At 66.5% G+C, this 20,239-nt stretch carries 24 protein-coding genes and 1 tRNA gene; 11 read left to right on the plus strand and 14 right to left on the minus strand.

What is annotated here, in order from left to right:
* Position 1 precedes the first annotated feature (1 nt).
* From ACTOWY_RS03245 to ACTOWY_RS03260, 4 genes are read left to right on the plus strand one after another with little or no spacing between them, the layout of a single operon-like run.
* Complete coding sequence (locus ACTOWY_RS03245) at positions 2-577, plus strand: hypothetical protein (protein ID WP_441308101.1); 576 nt, start codon at positions 2-4, stop codon at positions 575-577.
* Positions 578-631: 54 nt separating this feature from the next.
* Entirely contained in the window at positions 632-1,333 is a 702-nt protein-coding gene (locus ACTOWY_RS03250) for an RNA ligase family protein (RefSeq protein WP_441308102.1), read from the plus strand.
* A complete protein-coding gene (locus tag ACTOWY_RS03255; protein WP_441308103.1) occupies positions 1,320-2,447 on the plus strand; it encodes an AAA family ATPase in 1,128 nt (375 codons plus the stop codon). Before ACTOWY_RS03250 ends, ACTOWY_RS03255 begins: the two co-directional genes overlap by 14 nt.
* Positions 2,448-2,457: 10 nt before the next feature.
* Positions 2,458-3,540, plus strand: a complete 1,083-nt coding sequence (locus ACTOWY_RS03260; protein WP_441308104.1) for a glycosyltransferase family 4 protein — start codon at positions 2,458-2,460, stop codon at positions 3,538-3,540.
* Here ACTOWY_RS03260 and ACTOWY_RS03265 read toward each other — a convergent pair.
* The gene (locus ACTOWY_RS03265) at positions 3,537-4,292 is read right to left on the minus strand and encodes a glycosyltransferase (RefSeq protein ID WP_441308105.1); all 756 of its coding nucleotides are present in this window, start codon (positions 4,290-4,292) and stop codon (positions 3,537-3,539) included. The two genes, ACTOWY_RS03260 and ACTOWY_RS03265, sit on opposite strands and share 4 nt — an antisense overlap.
* Positions 4,293-4,352: 60 nt before the next feature.
* Between ACTOWY_RS03265 and ACTOWY_RS03270 the strand changes: the two genes are divergently transcribed.
* Together ACTOWY_RS03270 and ACTOWY_RS03275 are read left to right on the plus strand one after the other, a co-directional pair.
* Positions 4,353-5,381, plus strand: coding sequence for an LLM class flavin-dependent oxidoreductase (locus ACTOWY_RS03270; RefSeq protein ID WP_441308106.1), 1,029 nt, complete (start codon positions 4,353-4,355; stop codon positions 5,379-5,381).
* Positions 5,378-5,848: a hypothetical protein gene (locus ACTOWY_RS03275; protein ID WP_441308107.1), complete on the plus strand. Its 471-nt coding sequence runs from the start codon at positions 5,378-5,380 to the stop codon at positions 5,846-5,848. The genes ACTOWY_RS03270 and ACTOWY_RS03275 overlap by 4 nt, the downstream gene beginning before the upstream one ends.
* Here ACTOWY_RS03275 and ACTOWY_RS03280 read toward each other — a convergent pair.
* Complete coding sequence (locus ACTOWY_RS03280; protein WP_441308108.1) at positions 5,795-6,382, minus strand: NUDIX domain-containing protein; 588 nt, start codon at positions 6,380-6,382, stop codon at positions 5,795-5,797. The genes ACTOWY_RS03275 and ACTOWY_RS03280 overlap by 54 nt on opposite strands.
* Before the next feature lie 361 nt (positions 6,383-6,743).
* Between ACTOWY_RS03280 and ACTOWY_RS03285 the strand changes: the two genes are divergently transcribed.
* Positions 6,744-8,549 carry an AAA family ATPase gene (locus ACTOWY_RS03285; protein WP_441308109.1) on the plus strand — a complete coding sequence of 602 codons (1,806 nt, stop codon included), beginning with the start codon at positions 6,744-6,746 and terminating at the stop codon, positions 8,547-8,549.
* Between the two features lie 17 nt (positions 8,550-8,566).
* On the opposite strand, the gene ACTOWY_RS03290 is transcribed toward ACTOWY_RS03285, so the two are convergent.
* From ACTOWY_RS03290 to ACTOWY_RS03305, 4 genes are all read right to left on the minus strand, one after another.
* A complete protein-coding gene (locus ACTOWY_RS03290; RefSeq protein WP_441308110.1) occupies positions 8,567-8,806 on the minus strand; it encodes a tyrosine-type recombinase/integrase in 240 nt (79 codons plus the stop codon).
* Positions 8,737-9,537, minus strand: a complete 801-nt coding sequence (locus ACTOWY_RS03295; RefSeq protein ID WP_441308111.1) for a tyrosine-type recombinase/integrase — start codon at positions 9,535-9,537, stop codon at positions 8,737-8,739. The genes ACTOWY_RS03290 and ACTOWY_RS03295 overlap by 70 nt, the downstream gene beginning before the upstream one ends.
* 4 nt (positions 9,538-9,541) lie before the next feature.
* A complete protein-coding gene (locus ACTOWY_RS03300) occupies positions 9,542-9,784 on the minus strand; it encodes a hypothetical protein (RefSeq protein WP_441308112.1) in 243 nt (80 codons plus the stop codon).
* Positions 9,785-10,152: 368 nt separating this feature from the next.
* A complete protein-coding gene (locus ACTOWY_RS03305; protein WP_441308113.1) occupies positions 10,153-11,298 on the minus strand; it encodes a hypothetical protein in 1,146 nt (381 codons plus the stop codon).
* A 252-nt stretch (positions 11,299-11,550) separates the two neighbouring features.
* Here ACTOWY_RS03305 and ACTOWY_RS03310 point away from each other — a divergent pair, with 252 nt between their 5' ends.
* Together ACTOWY_RS03310 and ACTOWY_RS03315 are read left to right on the plus strand one after the other, a co-directional pair.
* A complete protein-coding gene (locus tag ACTOWY_RS03310) occupies positions 11,551-11,868 on the plus strand; it encodes a hypothetical protein (RefSeq protein ID WP_441308114.1) in 318 nt (105 codons plus the stop codon).
* Entirely contained in the window at positions 11,861-12,079 is a 219-nt protein-coding gene (locus tag ACTOWY_RS03315; protein WP_441308115.1) for a hypothetical protein, read from the plus strand. The genes ACTOWY_RS03310 and ACTOWY_RS03315 overlap by 8 nt, the downstream gene beginning before the upstream one ends.
* A gap of 195 nt (positions 12,080-12,274) precedes the next feature.
* Here the strand turns inward: ACTOWY_RS03315 and ACTOWY_RS03320 are convergent, their stop codons facing one another.
* The 5 genes from ACTOWY_RS03320 to ACTOWY_RS03340 are packed head-to-tail and all read right to left on the minus strand — an operon-like array spanning position 12,275 to position 16,320.
* Complete coding sequence (locus ACTOWY_RS03320) at positions 12,275-14,473, minus strand: cell division protein FtsK (protein ID WP_441308116.1); 2,199 nt, start codon at positions 14,471-14,473, stop codon at positions 12,275-12,277.
* 20 nt (positions 14,474-14,493) lie between these two features.
* Positions 14,494-15,360 carry a hypothetical protein gene (locus ACTOWY_RS03325; RefSeq protein WP_441308117.1) on the minus strand — a complete coding sequence of 289 codons (867 nt, stop codon included), beginning with the start codon at positions 15,358-15,360 and terminating at the stop codon, positions 14,494-14,496.
* Entirely contained in the window at positions 15,357-15,686 is a 330-nt protein-coding gene (locus ACTOWY_RS03330) for a hypothetical protein (RefSeq protein WP_441308118.1), read from the minus strand. The genes ACTOWY_RS03325 and ACTOWY_RS03330 overlap by 4 nt, the downstream gene beginning before the upstream one ends.
* On the minus strand, positions 15,683-16,042 hold the full coding sequence (locus tag ACTOWY_RS03335; protein WP_441308119.1) for a WhiB family transcriptional regulator: 360 nt from the start codon (positions 16,040-16,042) through the stop codon (positions 15,683-15,685). The genes ACTOWY_RS03330 and ACTOWY_RS03335 overlap by 4 nt, the downstream gene beginning before the upstream one ends.
* Positions 16,039-16,320: a helix-turn-helix domain-containing protein gene (locus ACTOWY_RS03340; RefSeq protein ID WP_441308120.1), complete on the minus strand. Its 282-nt coding sequence runs from the start codon at positions 16,318-16,320 to the stop codon at positions 16,039-16,041. Before ACTOWY_RS03340 ends, ACTOWY_RS03335 begins: the two co-directional genes overlap by 4 nt.
* A gap of 168 nt (positions 16,321-16,488) precedes the next feature.
* Here ACTOWY_RS03340 and ACTOWY_RS03345 point away from each other — a divergent pair, with 168 nt between their 5' ends.
* Positions 16,489-16,854, plus strand: a complete 366-nt coding sequence (locus tag ACTOWY_RS03345; RefSeq protein ID WP_441308121.1) for an XRE family transcriptional regulator — start codon at positions 16,489-16,491, stop codon at positions 16,852-16,854.
* Between the two features lie 180 nt (positions 16,855-17,034).
* Positions 17,035-18,168: a tetratricopeptide repeat protein gene (locus tag ACTOWY_RS03350; protein ID WP_441308389.1), complete on the plus strand. Its 1,134-nt coding sequence runs from the start codon at positions 17,035-17,037 to the stop codon at positions 18,166-18,168.
* On the opposite strand, the gene ACTOWY_RS03355 is transcribed toward ACTOWY_RS03350, so the two are convergent.
* The 3 genes from ACTOWY_RS03355 to ACTOWY_RS03365 all read right to left on the minus strand — a co-directional run bounded on the left by ACTOWY_RS03355 (position 18,115) and on the right by ACTOWY_RS03365 (position 20,190).
* Positions 18,115-18,702 (minus strand): NUDIX domain-containing protein, encoded by a 588-nt coding sequence (locus tag ACTOWY_RS03355; protein WP_441308122.1) that lies wholly within the window; start codon positions 18,700-18,702, stop codon positions 18,115-18,117. The genes ACTOWY_RS03350 and ACTOWY_RS03355 overlap by 54 nt on opposite strands.
* 30 nt (positions 18,703-18,732) lie before the next feature.
* Complete coding sequence (locus ACTOWY_RS03360) at positions 18,733-20,031, minus strand: tyrosine-type recombinase/integrase (protein WP_441308123.1); 1,299 nt, start codon at positions 20,029-20,031, stop codon at positions 18,733-18,735.
* Between the two features lie 84 nt (positions 20,032-20,115).
* Positions 20,116-20,190: transfer RNA gene (locus ACTOWY_RS03365), tRNA-Ile, on the minus strand.
* Between the last annotated feature and the right edge of the window lie 49 nt (positions 20,191-20,239).

The raw sequence follows: 20,239 nt of genomic DNA on the forward strand, positions 1-20,239 counted from the left end.
AATGGGTACTCGTCTCGCATTCACCGGAATTACCGCGGCCGCCATCGCCACCGCATTTCTGGCCGCACCGGTCGCGTTCGCCGCGGACGAGGTGATCGGCGCCATCGGCGTGCAGGACAAGTCGATCCGGGCCGGCCAGGAGGTCCTGGTCCGGGCCTACTGCAAGGACCCGAGGTTCACCGGCTCGAAGATCACCTCCGCGGTGCTGGACGCGCCGCCGCTGACCGGCAAGCCCGGCGAGTCCTACACCTCCGACGGCCGGATCAAGCCGGAGGCCAGGCCCGGCACGCACACGCTGTCCTTCGTCTGCGCGGGCAAGACCATCACCGGCAGCTTCGAGGTGCTGCCCGGCAAGCGCCGTCCCGGCGCCACCCCGCGCAAGCCGGTGGAGACCAAGGCCAACGAGCAGGTCAAGGTCAAGCCCAAGGGTGCGGCCGAGACCGGTGGCGGCGCGCTGGCCCAGCAGGGCCTCGGCGAGAGCCTGGACTGGATGTCCGTCGGTGGCTTCGCCGCGGGTGGCCTGGCCGCCGTGGCCGCCGGTGTGATCATCTTCCGCAACCGCCGCCAGAAGGCCTGAGCCACCGCGAAATCCGGTCGCCGGGGGGATGAACGGGCCGGTAGAACAACAGCCATGCTTCGCAAGTACCCGCGCACGCCGCATCTGGAGGGGTCCCGGCTGCAACCCGGTGACCACGACCTCGCCGCGGTCGGGTACGCCGAGATCGCCGGCCGGTACCTGGTGGTGGAGGAGAAGCTGGACGGCGCGAACGCCGCGATCAGCTTCACCGCCGAGGGCGAGCTGCGGCTACAGAGCCGCGGCCACTACCTCACCGGCGGCCCTCGGGAACGCCAGTTCGACCAGTTCAAGTCCTGGGCCGCGGCGGCCGCGCACCTGCTGTGGCCGCGGCTGTCCGACCGGTACGTGCTGTACGGGGAATGGCTCTACGCCAAGCACACTGTCTACTACGACCGGCTGCCGCACTACTTCTGCGAGTTCGACGCCCTGGACCGGCACACCGGGGTTTACCTGTCCACCGCGGCCCGTCGCGCACTGCTCGACGGGCTGCCGGTGTGCCCGGTGCCGGTGCTGCACACCGGCCCACTGTCCACTGTGGCCGAACTGACCGCGCTGCTCGGCCCGTCCACCTGCGGACCGGAGCAGATGGAAGGGCTCTACATCAAGGTCGAGCAGGGCGCGGAGACCATCGGCCGGTATAAGTGGGTGCGCCCGAGTTTCCTGACCGAGGTGCTCGATTCCGGCGGCCACTGGCTGGACCGCCCGATCACGCCCAACCGGCTCGCCGACCCGGAGGCGCTGTATGCGGGTCTTTGAGCGACTCTGCCCGACCGGTCCACAGTGGACGGTGCCGTGGGCGGAGATCACCGAGACGTTCGACTGGGTGCGTCACCTGCGCGGCGTGGCCCAGGACCCGGTGCACCACGCCGAGGGCGATGTCTGGACACACACCCGGATGGCCTGCGAGGCCCTGGCCGCACTGCCCGAATGGCGGTCCCGCCCGGCAGCGGAGCGAGTACGCCTGTTCGCCACGGTCCTGCTGCACGACGTGGCCAAACCGGTGTGCACCCAGGTGGACCAGGAGGGCCGGATCACCGCCCGCGGCCATTCCCGTCGCGGCGAGATCATGGCCCGCCGCATCCTGTGGGAGCTGGACGCGCCCATTGCCTGGCGCGAGCACGTCTGCTGCCTGATCCGGCACCACCAGGTCCCGTTCTGGGCCCTGGAACGCCCGGACCTGGACCGCATCGCCTTCCGCGCCAGCCTGCTGGCGAGCAACGCCGACCTGGTCCTGCTGGCCACCGCCGACATCCTCGGCCGGAGCTGCGCGGACACCGCCGAGGTGCTGGAGAACATCGCGCTGTACCAGCAGTACTGCGCCGAAGCCCGCTGCCTGGACCGCCCCCGCGAGTTTCCCTCCGACCACGCCCGCTTCACCTACTTCCGCACCCCCGGCCGCGATCCGGACTACGCCGCGCACGACGACACCCGCCTCACCGCCACCGTCCTCAGTGGACTCCCCGGCGCCGGCAAGGACCACTGGATCGCCCGGCACCGCCCAGGAATCCCGGTGGTCAGCCTGGACGCCCTGCGCGCGGAACTCCGCATCGCCCCCGACGGCGACCAGCGCCCGGTGGCCGCCGCCGCACACCAGGCCGCCCGCGAACACCTGCGCGCGGGCCGAAGTTTCGTCTGGAACGCCACCAACATCTCCCGCCAGCTCCGCGAGCGCTGCATCGGCCTGGCCGCCGCCTACCACGCCCGCATCGACCTGGTCTCCCTGGAGGCCCCGCCGGCGATCCTGCACGCCCGCAACCGGTCCCGGCCGGCGCCGGTGCCTGCGGCGGTGATCGACCGCCTGCTGCACCGCTGGGAAACCCCCGACCTCACCGAGGCCCACCGGGTGAGTTGGCTCAGCACCGCCGGGTAGAACTGGAGGCATGGCGTTGCGCGTGACCTTCATCCTGCCGGTGTTCCCCCGGACCCCCATCGGCGGCTTCCGGGTGGTCTACGAGTACGCCAACCGCCTCACCGCCCTGGGCTGCCAGGTCACGGTCGTGCACGAACGCTGGCGCGAAGGTCGCAGGCACCCCCTCCGCCACCTGCGTGAACAGGCCCGCGACCACCGCAACTCCCGCGCCCCGCACCAAGCGATCCCCTGGCTGCCGATAGACCCCCAGGTCCGCCTGCCGATCGTCCCCACCCTCACCCCCGACCACATCCCACCCGCCGACGTGGTCGTGGCCACCCACTGGAAAACCGCCACCCTGCTCCCCCACCTCGCCCCCGCCCATGGCGCCCCCCACCACCTCGTCCAGGGCTACGAAACCTGGAACGTCCCCAACCCCGCCCCCGTCAACGAAGCCCTACTGCTCCCCATCCCCAAAATCACCGTCTCCACCCACCTCACCCGAGTCCTCACCAACCTGGGCGTCCACAGTGGACAGATAACCACCATCCCCAACGGCCTGGACCACACCACCTACCACCCGCCCCCGCGCTCCCAGCCCCGCACAGGCGTCGCCGTCCTGCTCAGCGACAGCACCGCCAAGGACTCCCCCACCGCCCTGGCCGCCCTGCACCAGGTGCACGCCAAGTACCCCGCCCTCCAGGTCCGGGCCTTCGGCGTCATCCCCCAACCCCGCCGCCTGCCACCCTGGATCCACTACACCCAGGGCCTGACCGGCAAGGCCCTCGCCGACCGCGTCTACCGCCAATGCGCCATCTACCTGTGCAGTTCCAGCACCGAAGGCTGGGGGTTCCCCGCCGCCGAGGCCATGGCCTGCGGCGCCGCCGTGGTCAGCACCCGCAACGGCGGCGTGGAGGACTTCTGCCACCACAACAAAACCGCCCTGCTGGTCAACGTAGGCGACCGCACCGCCATGGCAGCGGCCATCCTCCGCCTGCTCCGCAACGAAACCCTGCGTACCCACCTGACCACCGCGGCCCAGGCCACCACCGCGACCATGGACTGGCAGTCCTCCGCCACCACACTCCTGGCAACCCTCACAAAGGCCACCTAGTCCCCCAACCTCATCCCCAACCCCCGCAACGCGTCGGCCCGCTCCCCAACGAGCTTCATCCGCGCCGCCCACTCCACCGCCTCGTAGTGCGCACTCCCCGCCGCCGACCCCTGCCCCGGCCACTTCCGGTAGTGCAACCCCACCGCGGACTCGAAAAACCCGCCCGCCACCACACTCGCCGCCAGCAACAACCCGGTGTCATCACTACCCGGAACCGCCATCCACCCACCCAGCAACACCGCCAGCTCCCGCCGGATGCACAAGGTCGTCGGATGCACCGGCAACCGAAACCCGTTCTCCCGCCACAGATCCAGCACAAACCCCGGCTCCAGCCGCCCCGCCGCCGGATCCCCCTCGAACCCTGCCAATTCCCCATCGGGCAACAAATCCAACGCCCGCGAGGTGGCCCACCCCACCCCGTCCTGCCCAGTGACCGCGGCGATATCCCGCGCCAGCACCCCCGGCGTCAGCACATCATCCTGATCCAGGTTCTTCACCAGCTCGCCCGAAGCTCGCGCCAACGCCAGATTCCGGGTGATCGCCACCCCACCCGGCCGCCCGTCCCCGAACCGGATCCGCTCATCCGCGGGCAACACCTCCACCGCGACCCCGGTCCGCCCATCCTCCTGAACCAGCCATTCCCACCGCCACCCCGCGGGCAACTCCTGCCCCCGCAACGATTCCCAAGCAGCCAGCAAATGCTCAATCCGAGGCTGGTACACGGCGGTAATCACCGAAATCGCACGCACCACCCCACCCTACTGAGCCACCAGCGAGAATCCCGGTAACACCAGCCCCCGCAAAGGACCCCCATGAACGAACCCATCCGCCTGTCCATCCTGGACACCTCCCCCATCGCCCAAGGCGCCACTCCCCAACAAGCCCTGCGCAACACGGTCGACCTGGCCGCCCTGGCCGACACCCTGGGCTACCACCGCTACTGGGTCCCCGAACACCACGGCATGCGCGGCGTGGCCAGCACTTCCCCCGCGGTCCTCATCGCCCACCTGGCCAACACCACCACACACCTCCGCCTGGGCGCCGGCGGCGTCCTACTCCCCAACCACTCCCCCCTGGTGATCGCCGAACAATTCACCACCCTGACCGCCCTACACCCCGGCCGAATAGACCTCGGCATCGGCAAAGCCCCCGGCGGCCGCCCCCAAGTGATCAACGAAATCCGCCCCGCCCCCACCCGAACCGCAAAACCCTTCCCCCACCAACTAACCGAACTCCAGACCTACCTCAACCCGCAGGAAAACGCGCCCATCAAAGCAATCCCCGCCATCAACGGCACACCCCCACCCCTGTGGCTACTCGGCTCCTCCCCCACCAGCGCCACACTGGCCGCCACCCTGGGCCTCCCCTACGCCTACGCCCACCACCTGAACCCCACCGCCGCGGCAGAAGCCCTCCACACCTACCGAACCCACTTCCGCCCCACCCCCCAAACCCCAACCCCGACAACCCTGATCAGCCTCTCCGCGATAGCCGCCGAAACCGACCCGAAAGCCGAATACCTGGCAGGTTCCATCCGCCGAAAAGTCCTCAGCCGCCACCACGGCACCCGAATCCAACTCCCCACCCCAGAAGAAGCCGCCACCTATCCCTACACCGCAGCCGACCGAACCCACCTGGCCGCCCACGCCGCCAAGCTCCTGGTCGGCAGCCCGGAAAAACTGACCACCGACCTGCAAGCGATCCTGGACGCCACGGGCACCACCGAACTCATGGTGACCACTCCGGTCTATCGCCACGCGGACCGCCGCCGATCCTACGAACTACTCGCTACGATCACCGACCGACTGCACGCGAGTTGCGGTGGCGCGACCGCGCGATGAGCGTCCGAACAACTCGCCGAGGCGCGCACCCAGGCCGAGGCAGCCACGCCGCCGTTGCTCAAGGCGAGGGACTCGCCCCAACCGGCCAGCGAACAGACGCACTCCGCACGTTCGACGAGACGGGCAGCCTGCTGCCGCCCGATTCGATCGACCCGGCACTGCCGTTCCTGTTCCTCGCGGACGTACACCTGGCCCGGTGGCGCGGCAACACCCTCACCCGCCTCGGCGAGCCGGACACGGTGGAGCGCCTGAGCCACGCGCTGGCCCGGCTGCCCGCCTCGTTCATGCGGGCCCGCACCGCGATGCTGGTCGATCTCGCCTTCGCGTTCGCCGCCCTCGGCAACCGGGACGCCGCGCTTGACCATGCTCGGCTGGCGCGACGCCTCGGTTCACAGATCAAGTCCGATCGGCAGCTACGCCGACTCGGCCGGCTCGTCCTTCCTGGGGCTGCCCGCGACACCACGTGAGGACAGGTAGTAGAGCAGGGCGACGAGGGTCCCGGACCCGAGCAACTCCTTGCGCTGCGCCAGCTCGTGCACGCGACTGAGCGGCACCCACTCGACGCGCCCGGCTTCCTCGGTGTCGGTCGGCTCACCGATCTGCTCGGCGTTGCGCCACAGGTACACGTCGATGGGCGCGGTGGTCTGCCCCGGCAACGGCTCGAAGCTGATCAGGTGCTCCGGCTCGCCGATGGGCTGCCAGCCGCTCTCTTCGGCTGCCTCGCGCGCTGCCGTCGCGACGGCTTCCTCACCCTCGTCGACGAGGCCGCCGAGCAGCTCATAGCCCCACTGCTCAGTGGCGCACCGGTAGCGCCACAGCATCAGCGCCCGGTCGTGGTCGTCGACGATCAACGCGATGGCGATCCGGCCGAGGTGGACGATGTGGTAGTCCCACCGCTCGCCGTTGGGAGCCTCGGCGTCGACAAGGCCGAGCTTCACCCAGCGGTTGTCGTAGATGAGCCGCTCACCGAAGGTCTTCCACGCTCCACGCTCCTCTGTCACGGGAGCGGCCTACGGACAGCGGGAGCCTAGCCTTTGGCGCTACTCCTGAACTCATCCCGACTGTCGAGCGGCAGCCGACCTGTTCGCTTGTGCAGGTAGACACGCCTCACCTCCCGCCCACGGCGAGAGTGGATCCGAGCACCGCAATTCTCACGGCAGCTGACTGGACCAGAGCCAGCATCTTACGTTTCGACAACGTACAGGGCGCGTTATGGCACCACATGAGCATCAAATGACACATCAACTATCCAACACACAGGCCACAGCCTATGTTTACAGTCAGAAAAAGACGCCACACGCAACCCTATAGCCAACAGCACTTCACATTTCACCAAATACCAGCTATCCACAAAACCAAAATTTGAAAATCCTCAACCCTGGAGAGCAGTTGATAGAATCCGAATACAAGCCGCTTCTGCCAGGAATCGGCTTCTGTGGATATCGATCCTTCGCCACTTGGCAAACTTTCACTCTTGCAACCAAAGTAACAGTGCTGGCCGGAATTAACAACTGCGGAAAATCCAATGTTCTGCGATTTCTTGAAGATGTTCTCCCGAAATTGCGCGTCAATCCCGGCATAGCCAACCCGAACCCGCTGCAACTAGGGGAACTCGATCGACCACGCGGCTTTGCTGGAGTTCCACCGCTAGAGGTTGGCCTTCCCGTAAGGATCGGAACATTTGGCGAACCCAAAGATCCCACTCGACTTCAAGGCGTTGCAAATTCGAAGTCGCGCGATGAACTCCAAGAAGCCGTAATGTCTTTGCTTTGCAATGACGACGAGATATTCTGGGCCCGCTACACTCTAGCCGATAACAGGTTCTCGCCAAATAGAAGCAATGTCGACAAGGCCATATCGTCCTGGCCGAGCTGGGAGAACAGTTATCGAAGCATACTCACCACAATCGGTGGTGGAGACACAAATCCGACAGATGTGATGAGCCGCCTACTTGCCCCTATTGGAGACTTCTCTTCTATCCCGAACGTGGTTACAATCAAGAACGCGCGCCAAATAGAGGCCACCAACGAGGAGATTCCGGATTGGAGTTCCGGAAGAGGGGTAATCCGAGCACTGGCAGAATTGCAGAGCCCCACACATGGAAAATGGGAAGACTCGAAGCTGCGCTGGGCGGCAATAAACCGATTCATCCGGATTGTACTCGGCGATTCTGGCACATCTCTCAGCATTCCACATGACTTCTCAACGATTCAGATCGAGACTCCTCAACGCGTCCTACCTCTTTCCAGCCTCGGCAGCGGCGTTGAGCAGGTAATAGTCCTTGCAGCGGCAGCCACAGTTGCCACCAATTCACTAGTTTGCATTGAAGAGCCCGAAACAAACCTCCATCCCCTGCTTCAGAAAAAGCTTGTTCGCTACCTTACCGATGAGACAGACAACCAATATGTGATCGCAACACATTCTTCTCATCTCCTTGATGACGCCCGCGCAACCGCCTATCACATAAGGCTGACAACCGAGGGCAGCGTGAGTCGACTCGCAAGGCAAAAACACGAACTCATCGAGATCTGCCAAGACTTGGGTTACCGGCCGTCAGATCTACTTCAAGCGAACTGCATAATTTGGGCAGAAGGCCCCTCGGACCGAACTTACATCCGCCGCTGGCTCGAACTATACGATGCCAAGCTTTCTGAAGGAATCGACTACTCGATTATGTTCTACGGAGGAAAGCTGCTGGCTCACCTCACCGCAAGCGAGGAGGCACTCGAGGATTTCATCAGCCTTCGACAACTCAATCGAGCAAGCATGGTCCTAATAGATTCAGACAAGACCGGACCAAAACAGCGGATCAACGCAACAAAGAAGAGAATTCGAGACGAATTTGACAAAGACCACCCAGCGCCAGGATTCGCGTGGGTCACAAAGTGCTACACAGTTGAGAACTACATCCCTGGCGAAATACTAAAGTCCGCAGTCGAGGCAACTCATCCGTCAGTAAGCTATCAGATTGCAGGACAGTGGGAGAATCCGCTTCCTAGCACAAAAGAGGGGCGAAAGTTCGACAAGGTAGGGATCGCGAACACGGTGGCTTCAATGTTGAAACGAAACCACCTGAATATTCTCGATCTGCGAGCGCAACTAGCTGGGCTTAGCAAGTTTGTGCGGGCAGCAAACGGGCATTCGATCACACCAGAGGAAGTTCAGTAGAACCGCGGTCGTGACCCTTAACCCTTCTCCATCCCCCTCCGATTCCTCTTCGGCATACGCGCCCCCAAGACCTCTGCCGCCTTACGATCAGAGGCTGCAACCCAAGCCGCATATACCTTTAGAGTCGTTGCGCCACCTCCACCATGGCCAAGCCGTCCGGCGACTGTGCGAAGATCCACCCCAGCTGTCAGCAACTCGGTGGCCGAGTAATGCCGGAGAGCATGTAAGTGCGTGTCGATATGAACACCGACGGCCATCTCCTTATACCGACTTGACAGGGCGTGAGGCGAGTACGGCTGGTATAGGTGAAGTTCCGAGTTCCGGTGAACACATACATGTCGTCCTTCAGTTCAACACCAAGTCCGGCGAGCCTGGCGGCAGCTCTCGATTTATGTTCCCGCAGCAGCACCGTAGTCTCGGTGTCGAGCGCGATCCGGCGCATCTGGTGTGTCTTGGTGTCTTTCTCTCTGCCGATCCCGCCTCGCCGGGAGTAACTCTTTCGGATCTCGATGATTCCTTCGTCCAAGTCGATCCGCGACCAGCGGAGTGCACACACCTCGCCGCGTCGGATGCCAGTCGTCATCACCAGCCAGACGAGCGTTCCCCAGTCGTCATTGTCCTTCCCGTCCATGCGAAACGCCTCGTCGACCAAACAAGCGGCCTCTGCGGCGGACGGCGGTGAGGGCTGAGGGGGTTGAGCCTTCGGCTTCTGTGCCACCTTCGCGGGATTGGTTGAGATCCATTCCCACCGGATCGCCGCATCCAGTGCGCCGCTGATGATCGCGGCGACCTGCCGGACGCTCGACCGCGCCAACGGGCGGCACACGTGGGGCTTGCATCCTTCGATCTTGCAGTCGTGTGACTCGTCCTTGGCATGCTTCTCGATGTATGGCCGCCGGTCGTAGCGAATGCGGCAGTGGAGAAGCTCCGTGTACAGGGTTTCGAGCGTCCAGGCAGTCAGCTTGCTGACTGGGATGTCGCCCAGCACGGGGCTACATCGAGCGTTCGATGTAGCCCCGGTACATCTCCCTGGTGTCGTCCTCGATGTCCGCCTTCGGCAGCCACTCGTCAAGCGTGTAGCCAAACGTCACCGTGGAACTCGGCGCACACTGGGACTCCACCTGGGTGAGGAGCCGGTTGAGGACGGAGTTGGCCTTCTTGTGCGCCGCCTTGTCCGTGCCGCGAACCGTCTCCGTTAGGTACACGGGCTTGCCCGTCACGGGATCGACGCCCACATACACGCGGACCTGAAGGGAGGTGCCACGTGCCCGGATGCTGCCCCCGTGGCCGTAGCTCGCTGGCGGGTTCCGAAGTCGGCATAAGCCCAGCGTACGAGCGTGTTCGTGGACAGCAACATGGACAAAGATCGCCCCACGCGATCTTGTGAACGGGATTTAACCTGCTCAAACCTGTGGGGCAGGTGGGGCTCGAACCCACGACCTGACAGATTATGAGGCCGCGAGGTCGCGAAGCTAGGGCGCTCACCAGTGGAAATGCCGAGCGACGCAGGGCGGAACTGAGGCATATAAGGCGCTGACGTCTCTTGTTCGCACCCAAACTCGCACCCAGCTAGTCCATTGTGGACAGATTGATCTGGCCCAGCCTACCGAAGCTGTCCGGCGAGTAGACGCAACCGGCGATCCTGCCGGGCGGAGCCGATCTCCGCCGCCAGTCGCCGCGCCACGGCCGCGTGCTGCCGCGCGGCTTCCGGCTCCCCCTGGCTCACGAACGCGGTTGCCAGGTCGACGCGAAGTGCCGTCTCGGCGCGCGTGAATGTGGGGTCGAGCCGGTCGAGCGCGTCTGATAGAACATTCACCGCTTCCGTGTCGCCAAACCGCGCGAGCGCATGCCCACGCCAGCGGGCAAGGTGAACCGTGTCCAGTACCACGTATGGACCCCCAGAATGTTCCGAGCTTTCCGATAGAAGCTCCGCAGATTCATCAAATGCGCGCAGACTTTCGCTACGCCGACCATCTGCCGCGAGTGCCTCACCGTGCGCGGCAGCAAGCCAAGCGCGGAGCAGGGATGAGGAAGTTCGCCTAGCCCGAGAGCGCGCATTCACAAGCAAGTCGACGGCTTCCCCTGGTCTATCGATGTCCAAGAGTACGAATGATTGTTCAGCCATTGCATGCACCACGAATGGCGCTTTTTCTGACTCCGCAGCCGCCGCCTTGGCATCCTCGTAGTGCCGCCACGAATCCGAAATATTGCCGATGTCCAGAGCCTGCCAGCCCGCTAGGGTGTGCAGTTCAGAGAGCAGACCAGCAAGCTTGGCTCGCACACCTGGCGACGTGCTGTACGACCGAAGCCAGCCAACCTGCCGCGCTTTCACCCTCACTTCGTCGTGAGCGACAATCGCACCCAACTGCCGATCGAGTCGGCGAACCGCATTGAGCTGTTCCTCGAAAAGCTCGATCGCAGCCAGGTCCACTCGGCGCGAAGCGTTAAGCATCTGCCTAAGATCGCTGGCCGAGTCTTTATTGTCCGGGATATCGCTTGGTTCGGAGAGAAGCTCGTCGATCGAAACCCCGAAGATGCGTTCCAACAGACGAGCGGTCGCCGGACGAACAGACCCCAGGGGACCACCATCTGACCGACGCCCAGCCACAAGCCGTTGCAGGTGGCGAACGCTCAGCGTGCCTTGCTCTTTCTGGTCGCGGGCGAACTCCTCAGCGAACTCAACGAACTCCTCGAACGTCTGGCGTCGATCCCTGATCAGCTGTTCCAGAACCGTTCGCGGCTGTCCCACTCCGCGCCACCGAGGCATCTCGCCCGTCCCTCCCGGACCTGACATGTCGTGCTCGCGTCGTGTGCAGGTCGTGTACTTCGACGAGAGCTGACGCAAAGCTGATCTCAGTCTCTCACGACCGATCGCCCCTGGTCAGAGACTCCCGGTGGTGTTTTCTTCCTTTTCCGCCGCCGGGCGCTGCCACGGCCGGAGTCCTCCCACCCTCAGTTACCGCCAGGACTCCGGCCGTGGCCCCACGAGCGGAGGCAGACCGTGACTGTGGAGCCGCACACGGCCGAGAACCGACTGTTCACGAGCTGGGTGACCAGCCGCGTCGAAGCCGTCGACCACGCCGTGACCGATGAGGACATGACCGCAGGCATAGCCAGCGGCACGGGGACCTACCAGGCAGTCTGTGGCGGCCGAGTGGTGGCCGCCTTGTTGGAGGAGCCGCCCCGCCCCCGGTGTCTGCGCTGCCAGTCCTACGTGTGGGCACGGGCAACCCTGCGCGACGCGGAGTTGGACAAGCGCCCACCCCGTCACCGCCAGCCCGGCATGCTGGCCCGACTGGTGGAGTGGCTTCGTGGCTGACAGCCGGGTGTCGCTGATCGTGCGGTTCCGGCGGGGCGTGGTCGGTGAGTCGCTGCGCTCGTGCCATCTGGTCCCGCTGCCGCGGGGCGGCGACCTGCCGGACGTGCTGACCGCCTACTGCGGCACCAGGATCGAGCGCGGGCAGGCTGAGATGCTGACCCGCCTTGCCGGGATGCCCTGCGAGCTGTGCGTAGCGCGCTCACCGCGCTGACGCCCTCGCCGTCGAGTGAGCCGGGTCGGCCCGCCACGCTCAACGCGGCGGAACTGCGGGTGTCCGTGCCACCGAGACGGGCTTGAACGTACCCGTCACAGCCGTCACAGGGGCCGTATCGCCAGGTAGTGGCCCTGTGCGCCCGTCACACCGGTTGTGACGGCGTGACGGGCGCACAGAGCGGGTTGTGACGGGTCAGTCCTCATCCTCGATCACGTCCGCCTCCACGATCTCCCCATCACCCTCGGCCGCCCGGCAGGCGTCGACGGCGGCCCGGAGATCGGCGGTGAGGTAGCCGCGCACCTGCCGCACGGTGCCGTCCTCGGCTGGCACCCGCTTGCGGTCCGGACGGCAGCCCAGCTCTCCCATCTGCCGCCCGAACATCGTCGGGTCGACGTCGAGCGCCTCGACCAGTTCGGCCGTCGGCACGAACTCCCGGCCGCCCTCGTCGAGATCGTCCCCGAGATAGTCCACAACGGAGGCGAGTGGCTCCGGCAGGTCGACGGCGGGCGCGGCCTCGACCGGGTGCCGCGTCCCCGACCCGATCGCCTTGGCCACGGCCGCGTGGTCGAGCACCGGGGCGGTGTCCCGTCCGGCCGCGTGACCGGACAGTGTTCCCTCGGCCTCCCGTAGGGCACGGCCGCGCTGGTTGATCTCCTTCCAATCCTCATTCGGCATGTAGAACGTGCGCACCGTCAGCGCGAGCACATCGGCCCCGGCGTGGGTCTCGCCGTCCGGCCGCAGGATGCCCACACCCTTGTGGGAGGGCAGCAGGCGACTGCTGTCATAGCCCCGGGTGTTCATCTGCTCCCCCAACACGATGTTGCTGTCCCGCCAATCCATCACCCGCAGGGCGAAGCGGGAGCCGAGCACCGCGCGCAGGCCGGACGGGATGGTCTTGCTGTCCGGCCGCTGAGTCGCCAGCACGAGCACGATCCCGGCGGCCGGTCCCTTCCTCGCCAACCAGGTCAGCAACTCGCCGATGTACTCGCCCGCGGTAAGCCGTTTCCCTTGCACCACAACAGGTGTGCGGTCCTCCAGCGGGACCTGAACCTCGTCGACGACGATCGCGGTCACCGGCATGTCCAACCCGGGGTCGCGGGACATCTCCGGGGTGACCTTGGACTCCGGACACGTCAGGTCATCCAGGTCCCGCATCCGCGCATAGCGGCCCTGGACTTCGGCGACCAGCTCAACGAGCCAGTCCACGAGGACCAGGACGTGCGCGCTCTCGTCGCCAGCCAGGAACCGGTGGGCTACCTGCCCTGCGGCTTCCCAGTCCTTGCCTCCCTTGAAGTCGGCCAGGTACAGGCGGCAGTGCGGGTCCAGGATCAGGCCGGCGGCGGCCAGCCGGGCGGCCATCGTCTTGCCCTGTCTGGGAATCGCACCGATGAGCAGCGAGGTCCACACCAACGGCAGGTCGATCCGCCGCCCGCGTGCGTCCCGGCCGAAGGGCACCGGACGCCACGCGTCCCAGCGCTGCACCGCCAGCAGCGGCGTCCGGACCGGGGGCGTGGCGTAGGGGTCGGTGTCGGCGACCCACAGGGCCACCCGTCCGGCGTGGCCTCCGTTGCCGCGCACCCGCTCCACGCTGAGCTGCACCTCATCAACGGCGAGCGCGGAGGCCAGGGCTTCCCGGTTCTTGACCACATCGGCGGCCTTGCGCGTGGCGGGCAGGTCGACCGTGACGGCCCAGCCCTCTCCGATCCGGCGGGCCCGTTCGACCAGCCGCAGTGTCTCGTCCTTGCCGATCAGCTTGGCGTCCCGGAAGGCGTCGACGAGTACCTGCGGGTCCATCGTCCACGTCAGCGTGCGCGGACCGGCCAGCACCGGCTTGCGCCCGGGGCTGCCATCCTTGCGGCGGCCCAGGATCGCGGCAGCCACCGAGACCGCCCCGGCGGCGAGCCACAGCGGGTTGTTGCCGTAGAGCAGGTGGACCACCACGACCACGGCCGCGACGACACCGGCCAGGACCCCGGTGACCTTCCACCGGAACAGCGTCAGCGCCCGTATGTCGGCGAACTTGTCGGCAAGCTTCTCCGACTGCTCGGCCGCCTCCCGGTAGTCCGCGACCTTCACCCAAGACCGCCACCACCGCACCGCCACCACAAGCCCCCGGGCCACGGCCCGCACGTAACGGAACGGCGAGCGCAGCAACGCCACGGCGAGATCCTTCCCCGCCTGCTTGGCATGCGCACGGCTCTTGAACGCCATCGGCACGCGGGGCGAGTGCCGCCACCACTCGGCACCCCGGCGCCGCCACGGCACCCGCCGGGGTGCCGACGCCTCATCGACCAACTCACCATCAAGCACCGGCGGCACCGTCGCCACATCTTGACCGGCCGTGCGCACCGCCACAGAGGCGTTCACGGCTTGCTGCGCGTTCCCGTTCACGGGCACTTCGTCGTGACCGTTCACAGCCGCTCACCTCCCCCAGCCACCGGGGTGTTCCGCTCGCCGACTTCGGCGACGAGTGCGGCGGCCAGCCGGGAGGACAGGCCACGTGAGCAACTGGTGACTTCCCTGACCCACGCCGGAGTCACCACCGCCGCCGGAGTCCAGGCCGCGCGCGCCTCGGTGAGGTACTCGGCGAAGGACTTCCGGCCGTTGCCGGGCGTGCCCCGGCGGGCCGTGCGCACGGGTTCATGAACGCCGGGTTCGGCGTTCACCGGTTCCGGCGGAGCGCCCCGGCGGCGAGCCTCGGTGAACGCGGCCGTGACCGCCTCGGTCAGCTTGTCCCGCAGGTCGGTGACCGCTTCCGCCGCCACGAACACCACCAGCGGCGGCACCGAGTGCAGCACGACCCCCGACAGCGACCCGGCCGCGTAGGAGGCCCAGGTGTTCATCACGTAGGTGGCCGCCAAGGTGAACCACTTCGCCCGCCGCGTCCACGGCCCAGTGGGCACCCGGTACCGCGCGGTCACCTGCTCCGCGCGCAGGATCGCCAGCAACACCAGCGACACCGTGGGGTCCAGCAGCCACGCCGCCAGCCAGGGCAGCGACCACGCCGCCGCGCCACCGGCGGCGAAGTGCTGCACGTTGGTCATGGTGAAGGCCAGCCCGAGCACGATCCCGGCCCAGCACAGCCGGTCGACCTCGGCCCGGGCCCGTTCCACCCGCAGGGCCACCATGTCCGGGTGGGTCTGGTAGGCCCGCACTTGCGCGGCCTCGGCCGCCTCCCGCGCGAGCGACTCCGCGCGGGACAGCTGATCCGCAGGGGTGGCGGGTGACCGCCCGGAGGCGGCCACCCTTCCCCACACCGGGGCATCGGCGCTGGTCATCGCCGCTCACCCTTGTTCCGCGGACTGTCCACAGTGGTCACCGTCAACGCCTTGGTCAGCGTGTAGGCGGCAAACAACGCGGGCACGCTCAGCACCACCAACAGCACCGTCGTACCGGCCTGCTGAGTGATCACCACCCACTGCACCCCGACGATGAACCCGGCCTGCACCAGCACGCGGCCGGTCAGCGAGAGCAGCCGGGCGCTCGCCCGAGCAGCGTCGGCGGCGGCCTTCGCCCGGCGGGAACTGGCCCGCCACACCAGGAACAGCACCAGCAGCACGCCCAACCCGATCAGGATCTGTGGCGGAGTCAGTTCGATCGTCATGCCGACGGCCCTCCGTCCACATCGGACTCAGCGCGCGACCGGCGTGCCACCCACACCGGGTACAGCGCGCGCCGGTCCTCATCCGAGAGCGCACCCCACACCCCGACCGTGGCCGGACCGGCGGTCCGCAACTCCAGTTCCAGGCACTCCCGCCGGACCGGGCAGCCCGCGCAGATCCGCGCGGCCAACTCCCGGTCGGACACCTCGTCCCCGGTCCAGGAAGGCTCGTTTTCGTTGGTGTAGAGCCACATACAGGCCCCGTCACGGGTCACGACGTCCAACAACACGTCCTCGGGCACGGTGGCGTACCGGTCCAGCCCGGCCGCCATCTCCTCGAAGTGGTCATCCGGATTCACCACGACGCACCCCCGGTCAGCCGGGCCATCTCACGGGCGGTGCGTCGTTCGGCGGTCATCCCGGCGACGTCGACACAGCCGCCGGACTCGGTGGCCTCGTCGACCAGCTTGTCCAGCGCGACGGCGGGCACGATGTAGCGGGTTCGGACGCGGACGGCTGGGAAGGCGTCTTCCCGGATCGCCCGGTAAAGCGTGGCGGGGTCGACGCGCAGGATTCGCGCGGTCTCCCGCACCGTGTAGAAGGCCGGTTTCCCGGCAGCAGGCATAGCGGTACTCATTGCGGAATTCCTTAAATTCAACATGAAAGACTATTTCAGCTCTACAGAGCCGCTTTCAGCTCTGCATTAGGCATGGGGTGACCCATTCGCGGGCACGCGCACTCGACTGCGCCCGCCGAAACCGCGGTCCGGCTAATCTCGACGCTGAGGCGGACCCCGGAGGAATAGGTGTCGGAGGACTGGGCGGCGGTCGCGAAGGCGATCGACGAGCGCATTGAGCAGCTCGGGGTACTTCAGCGCGCGGTGGCGGAGCGGGCGCACGTTTCGCAGGCGATCATCCGCGAGTTGCAGTACAACACCGTCCAACGCCGGCGGAGCGCCCGAACGCTCGAAGCGCTCTCCGTGGCCCTGGAGTGGGACCCGCAGCACCTCGGCCGGGTCCTGCGCGGCGGGAAGCTGCCGCCCACGGCTGAGCAGCAGGTCTCGGACCGCCTGGCGGCGATCGAGGACCGGCTCAGCGAGATCGTCGACCGACTCGACGAGATCAACGCGAACCTGACCGCCCGAGGTGAGGCCGACGACCGCCCCGGTTAGTCGCGGGGCGAACCGTGGTGTCCGGCATTCCGCGCCGGTCATCCGGACTTCGCTGTTTGCTTCCATGCCAACAGAGAACGGCAGTTCGGCACGTTTCCACAGTTGGCACCGGTTAACCCGGAGCCCGTTAACCTCGATTAACTTCCCAGGTCAGCGCGGTTATCCCACCCGGGGCGAATGATGGCGACAACCAGGCTTCGCGCAGTTCGGCACCAACTTGGCTACTCGGCCGATGCGGTCATCAAGTTGGTTCTCTCCCGCGCGTCAGCGCTCGGATTGGCCGTCATGACGGCGACCAGCTTGAAAACGAAGCTGTCCCGTTGGGAGAACGGCCACGAGGCGGTGAGCGAGCCGTATCAACGCCTGTTCCGCGACGTCTACGGCCGGACGAACGAGGAACTCGGGTTCCCGCCGGAGCTGATCGACGACGAGGCCGAGGAGTTGCGGAACCGGCTGATCGTGGCTCGGAGGGTCGACGCTGAGACTGTCGAGGTGTTCCGGCGGCAGGTCAATGACGTTCGTCACCGCGATCGTCGGTTCGGCGGGGTCACGCTGCTTGATCAGCTCCGAAGCAGCATCCGGGAGGTTGAGACCACACTCCGGCACGGGGCTGCTCAGGGACTCCGCGAGGCTCTGGCCGGTGTGCTGACCGAAGCGTCCACATTGGCCGGTTGGGAGTCGCTCGACCGCAACGCGGTCGGGCAGGCATGGAACCACTACGAGCGTGCGAGAGCCGCCGCGCGGGAAGCCGACTCCCCCGCACTGTTGGCGCACGCCACGGCCGAACAGGCGTTCGTTCTGATCGATCTCGGCGAGACGGGGCGCGCCGTTGAGCAGTTGACCGAGGCGCGCACGCTCGCCGGTCGCGCGGTACCGCCACTGCTGAACGCATGGCTCGCCGCCGCACACGGGGAAGGACTCGCGGCCGCCGGTCGTCGAGCCGAGGCGCTCCGCGCGTTCGATGCCGCCCGCGCCCTCTTGCCATCCGATCCGGTCGACCCTGCGTTGCCGTTCCTGTTCCTCGCTGGAGCACACCTGGACCGGTGGCGTGGCCATGCCCTTGCCCGTCTCGGCGAGCCGGACGCCATCACGCACCTGCATGAGGCTCTGCCTCGGCTGCCCGTCGAGTTCATCCGCGCCCGCACCGGGATGCTGGTCGATCTCGCGTTCGCCTACGCGGCGGTAGGCGACCGTGACGCCGCGCTCGACCACTCCCGGCAGGCGCGACGCCTCGGCTCACAGATCAAGTCCGACCGGCAGCTACGGCGACTCGGTCGCCTCGTCCTCCCGGGCGGCTTCCGAGGGGTCGTATGAGGTCAGGTAGTACAGCAACGCGACGAGGGTTCCAGAGCCGAGAAGTTCCTTACGCTGAGCCAATTCCCGCACTCGACTCAGCGGCACCCACTCCACACGCCCGGCCTCTTCGGTGTCGGTCGGCTCACCGACGCACTCGGCGTTGCGCCACAGGTACACGTCCATGGGTGCCGTGGTCTGCCCCGGCAGCGGCTCGAAGCTGATCAGGTGCTCGGGCTCGCCGATGGGCTGCCAGCCGCTCTCTTCGGCAGCCTCCCTGGCTGCCGTAGCGGCGGCTTCCTCGCCGTCGTCGACGAGCCCGCCGAGCAGTTCGTAGCCCCACTGGTCGGTGGCGAACCGGTAGCGCCACAACATCAATGCCCGGTCCTGGTCGTCGACGATCAAGGCAATCGCGATCCGGCCTAGGTGAACGACGTGGTAGTCCCACCGCTCACCGTTGGGTGCCTCGACGTCGACAAGGCCGAGCTTCACCCACCGGTTGTCATAGATGATCCGCTCACCGAAGGTCTTCCACGCGCCGCGCTCCTCAGTCACGGGAGCAGCCTACGGAGGTGGCGCGGAGGATCACATGGACTTGTCGGGCTTCGGCGCACGTTTCGGCAAGCGGGCCCCGAGGATCTCGGCGGCCTTGCGGTCGGCTCCGGCGACCCACGCCGCGTAAACCCGGAGGGTGGTCGCCCCTCCCCCACCGTGGCCGAGCCGCCCGGCGACGGTTCGCAGGTCGACGCCAGCAGTCAGCAGCTCAGTCGCCGAATAGTGGCGCAAGGCGTGTATGTGGGTGTCGATCCCGAGCCTGTCAGCCATTTCCTTGTAGCGGCTGGACAGCGCGTGCGGCGAGTACGGTTTGGTCGGATCGGGGTCACGCAGGCCGGTGAACACGTACATGTCCTTGCTCAGTTCACCGCCCATACCGGCGAACCGCTGACGGCACCGTTCCTTGTACTCGGTGAGCAACACGGTCGTCTCGGTGTCGAGCGCGATCCGCCGCATCTGGTGGGTCTTGGTGTCCTTCTCCCTGCCGACACCGGCGCGAAGTGTGTAGCTCCGGCGGATGTCCACGGTTCCCTCATCCAGATCGACGCGGGACCACTTCAGCGCGCAGACTTCGCCCCGGCGAATTCCGGTCGTCATGACGAGCCACACCAGGATTCCCCAGTCCTCGTCAAGCTCGAACGCGGCATCGACGAGCCGGGCGGCCTCGGCCGGTGACGGCGGATCAGGCTCGGGAGCCTTCTGTTTGGGGCGCTGGGCAAGGCGGGCGGGATTCGAGTCGATCCAGTCCCAGCGGACTGCGGCGGTGAGCGCGCCGCTGATAATCGAGTGGACCTGCCGCACGCTGGATTCGGCGAGCGGTCGGCATTGGTGTGGGCGGCAGCGCTTCTTCGTCTTCTTCGGCACCTCGGCGCAGTCGTGCTCTTCTTCGGTCCGGTGCTCGACGAACGGCTTGCCGTCACACTGCCCCCGGCAGCGGCGAAGCTCCGTGTACAGGGACTCCAGGCTCAACGTGGACACCTTGGCAATCGGGGTGTCCCCCAACACCGGCCTGATGTTGCGCTCGACGTAGCCCCGGTACATCTCGCGGGTTCCGTCATCCAATTCGGCCATTTTCAGCCACTTGTCGATGGTGGGGCCGAGCTTCACGTTGGACGGCGCGTTGCGCTGCTTGTCGACCTTCACGAGGAACTCGTTGAGCTTGCTCTTGGCACGCTTCATGGCCGCGCTGTCGCTGCCCCTGATGGTGTCGCGGAGGTAGACGCGCTTGCCGGTGACGGGGTCCAGCCCGGCGTAGACCGACACGCGGAGGTTGTCACCCCGGGTCTCGATCGTGCCTCGCTGACGACCTTCAGAGCGTGCAGCAGCCATACCCCCAGGATACTCGCACCCAAAGCCGCACCCAGAGATCATTTTTAATGATCTTGTTTTGGTTGTTTTATCTGGTAAGAGCGGTGGGGCAGGTGGGGCTCGAACCCACGACCTGACAGATTATGAGTCTGCTGCTCTGACCAGCTGAGCTACTGCCCCCAGCGACGTCCGCCGCACCCGGGATGGGATGCGGATCACCCTACCAACG

The organism is Crossiella sp. CA198 (assembly GCF_052078295.1).
Lineage (GTDB): Bacteria > Actinomycetota > Actinomycetes > Mycobacteriales > Pseudonocardiaceae > Crossiella.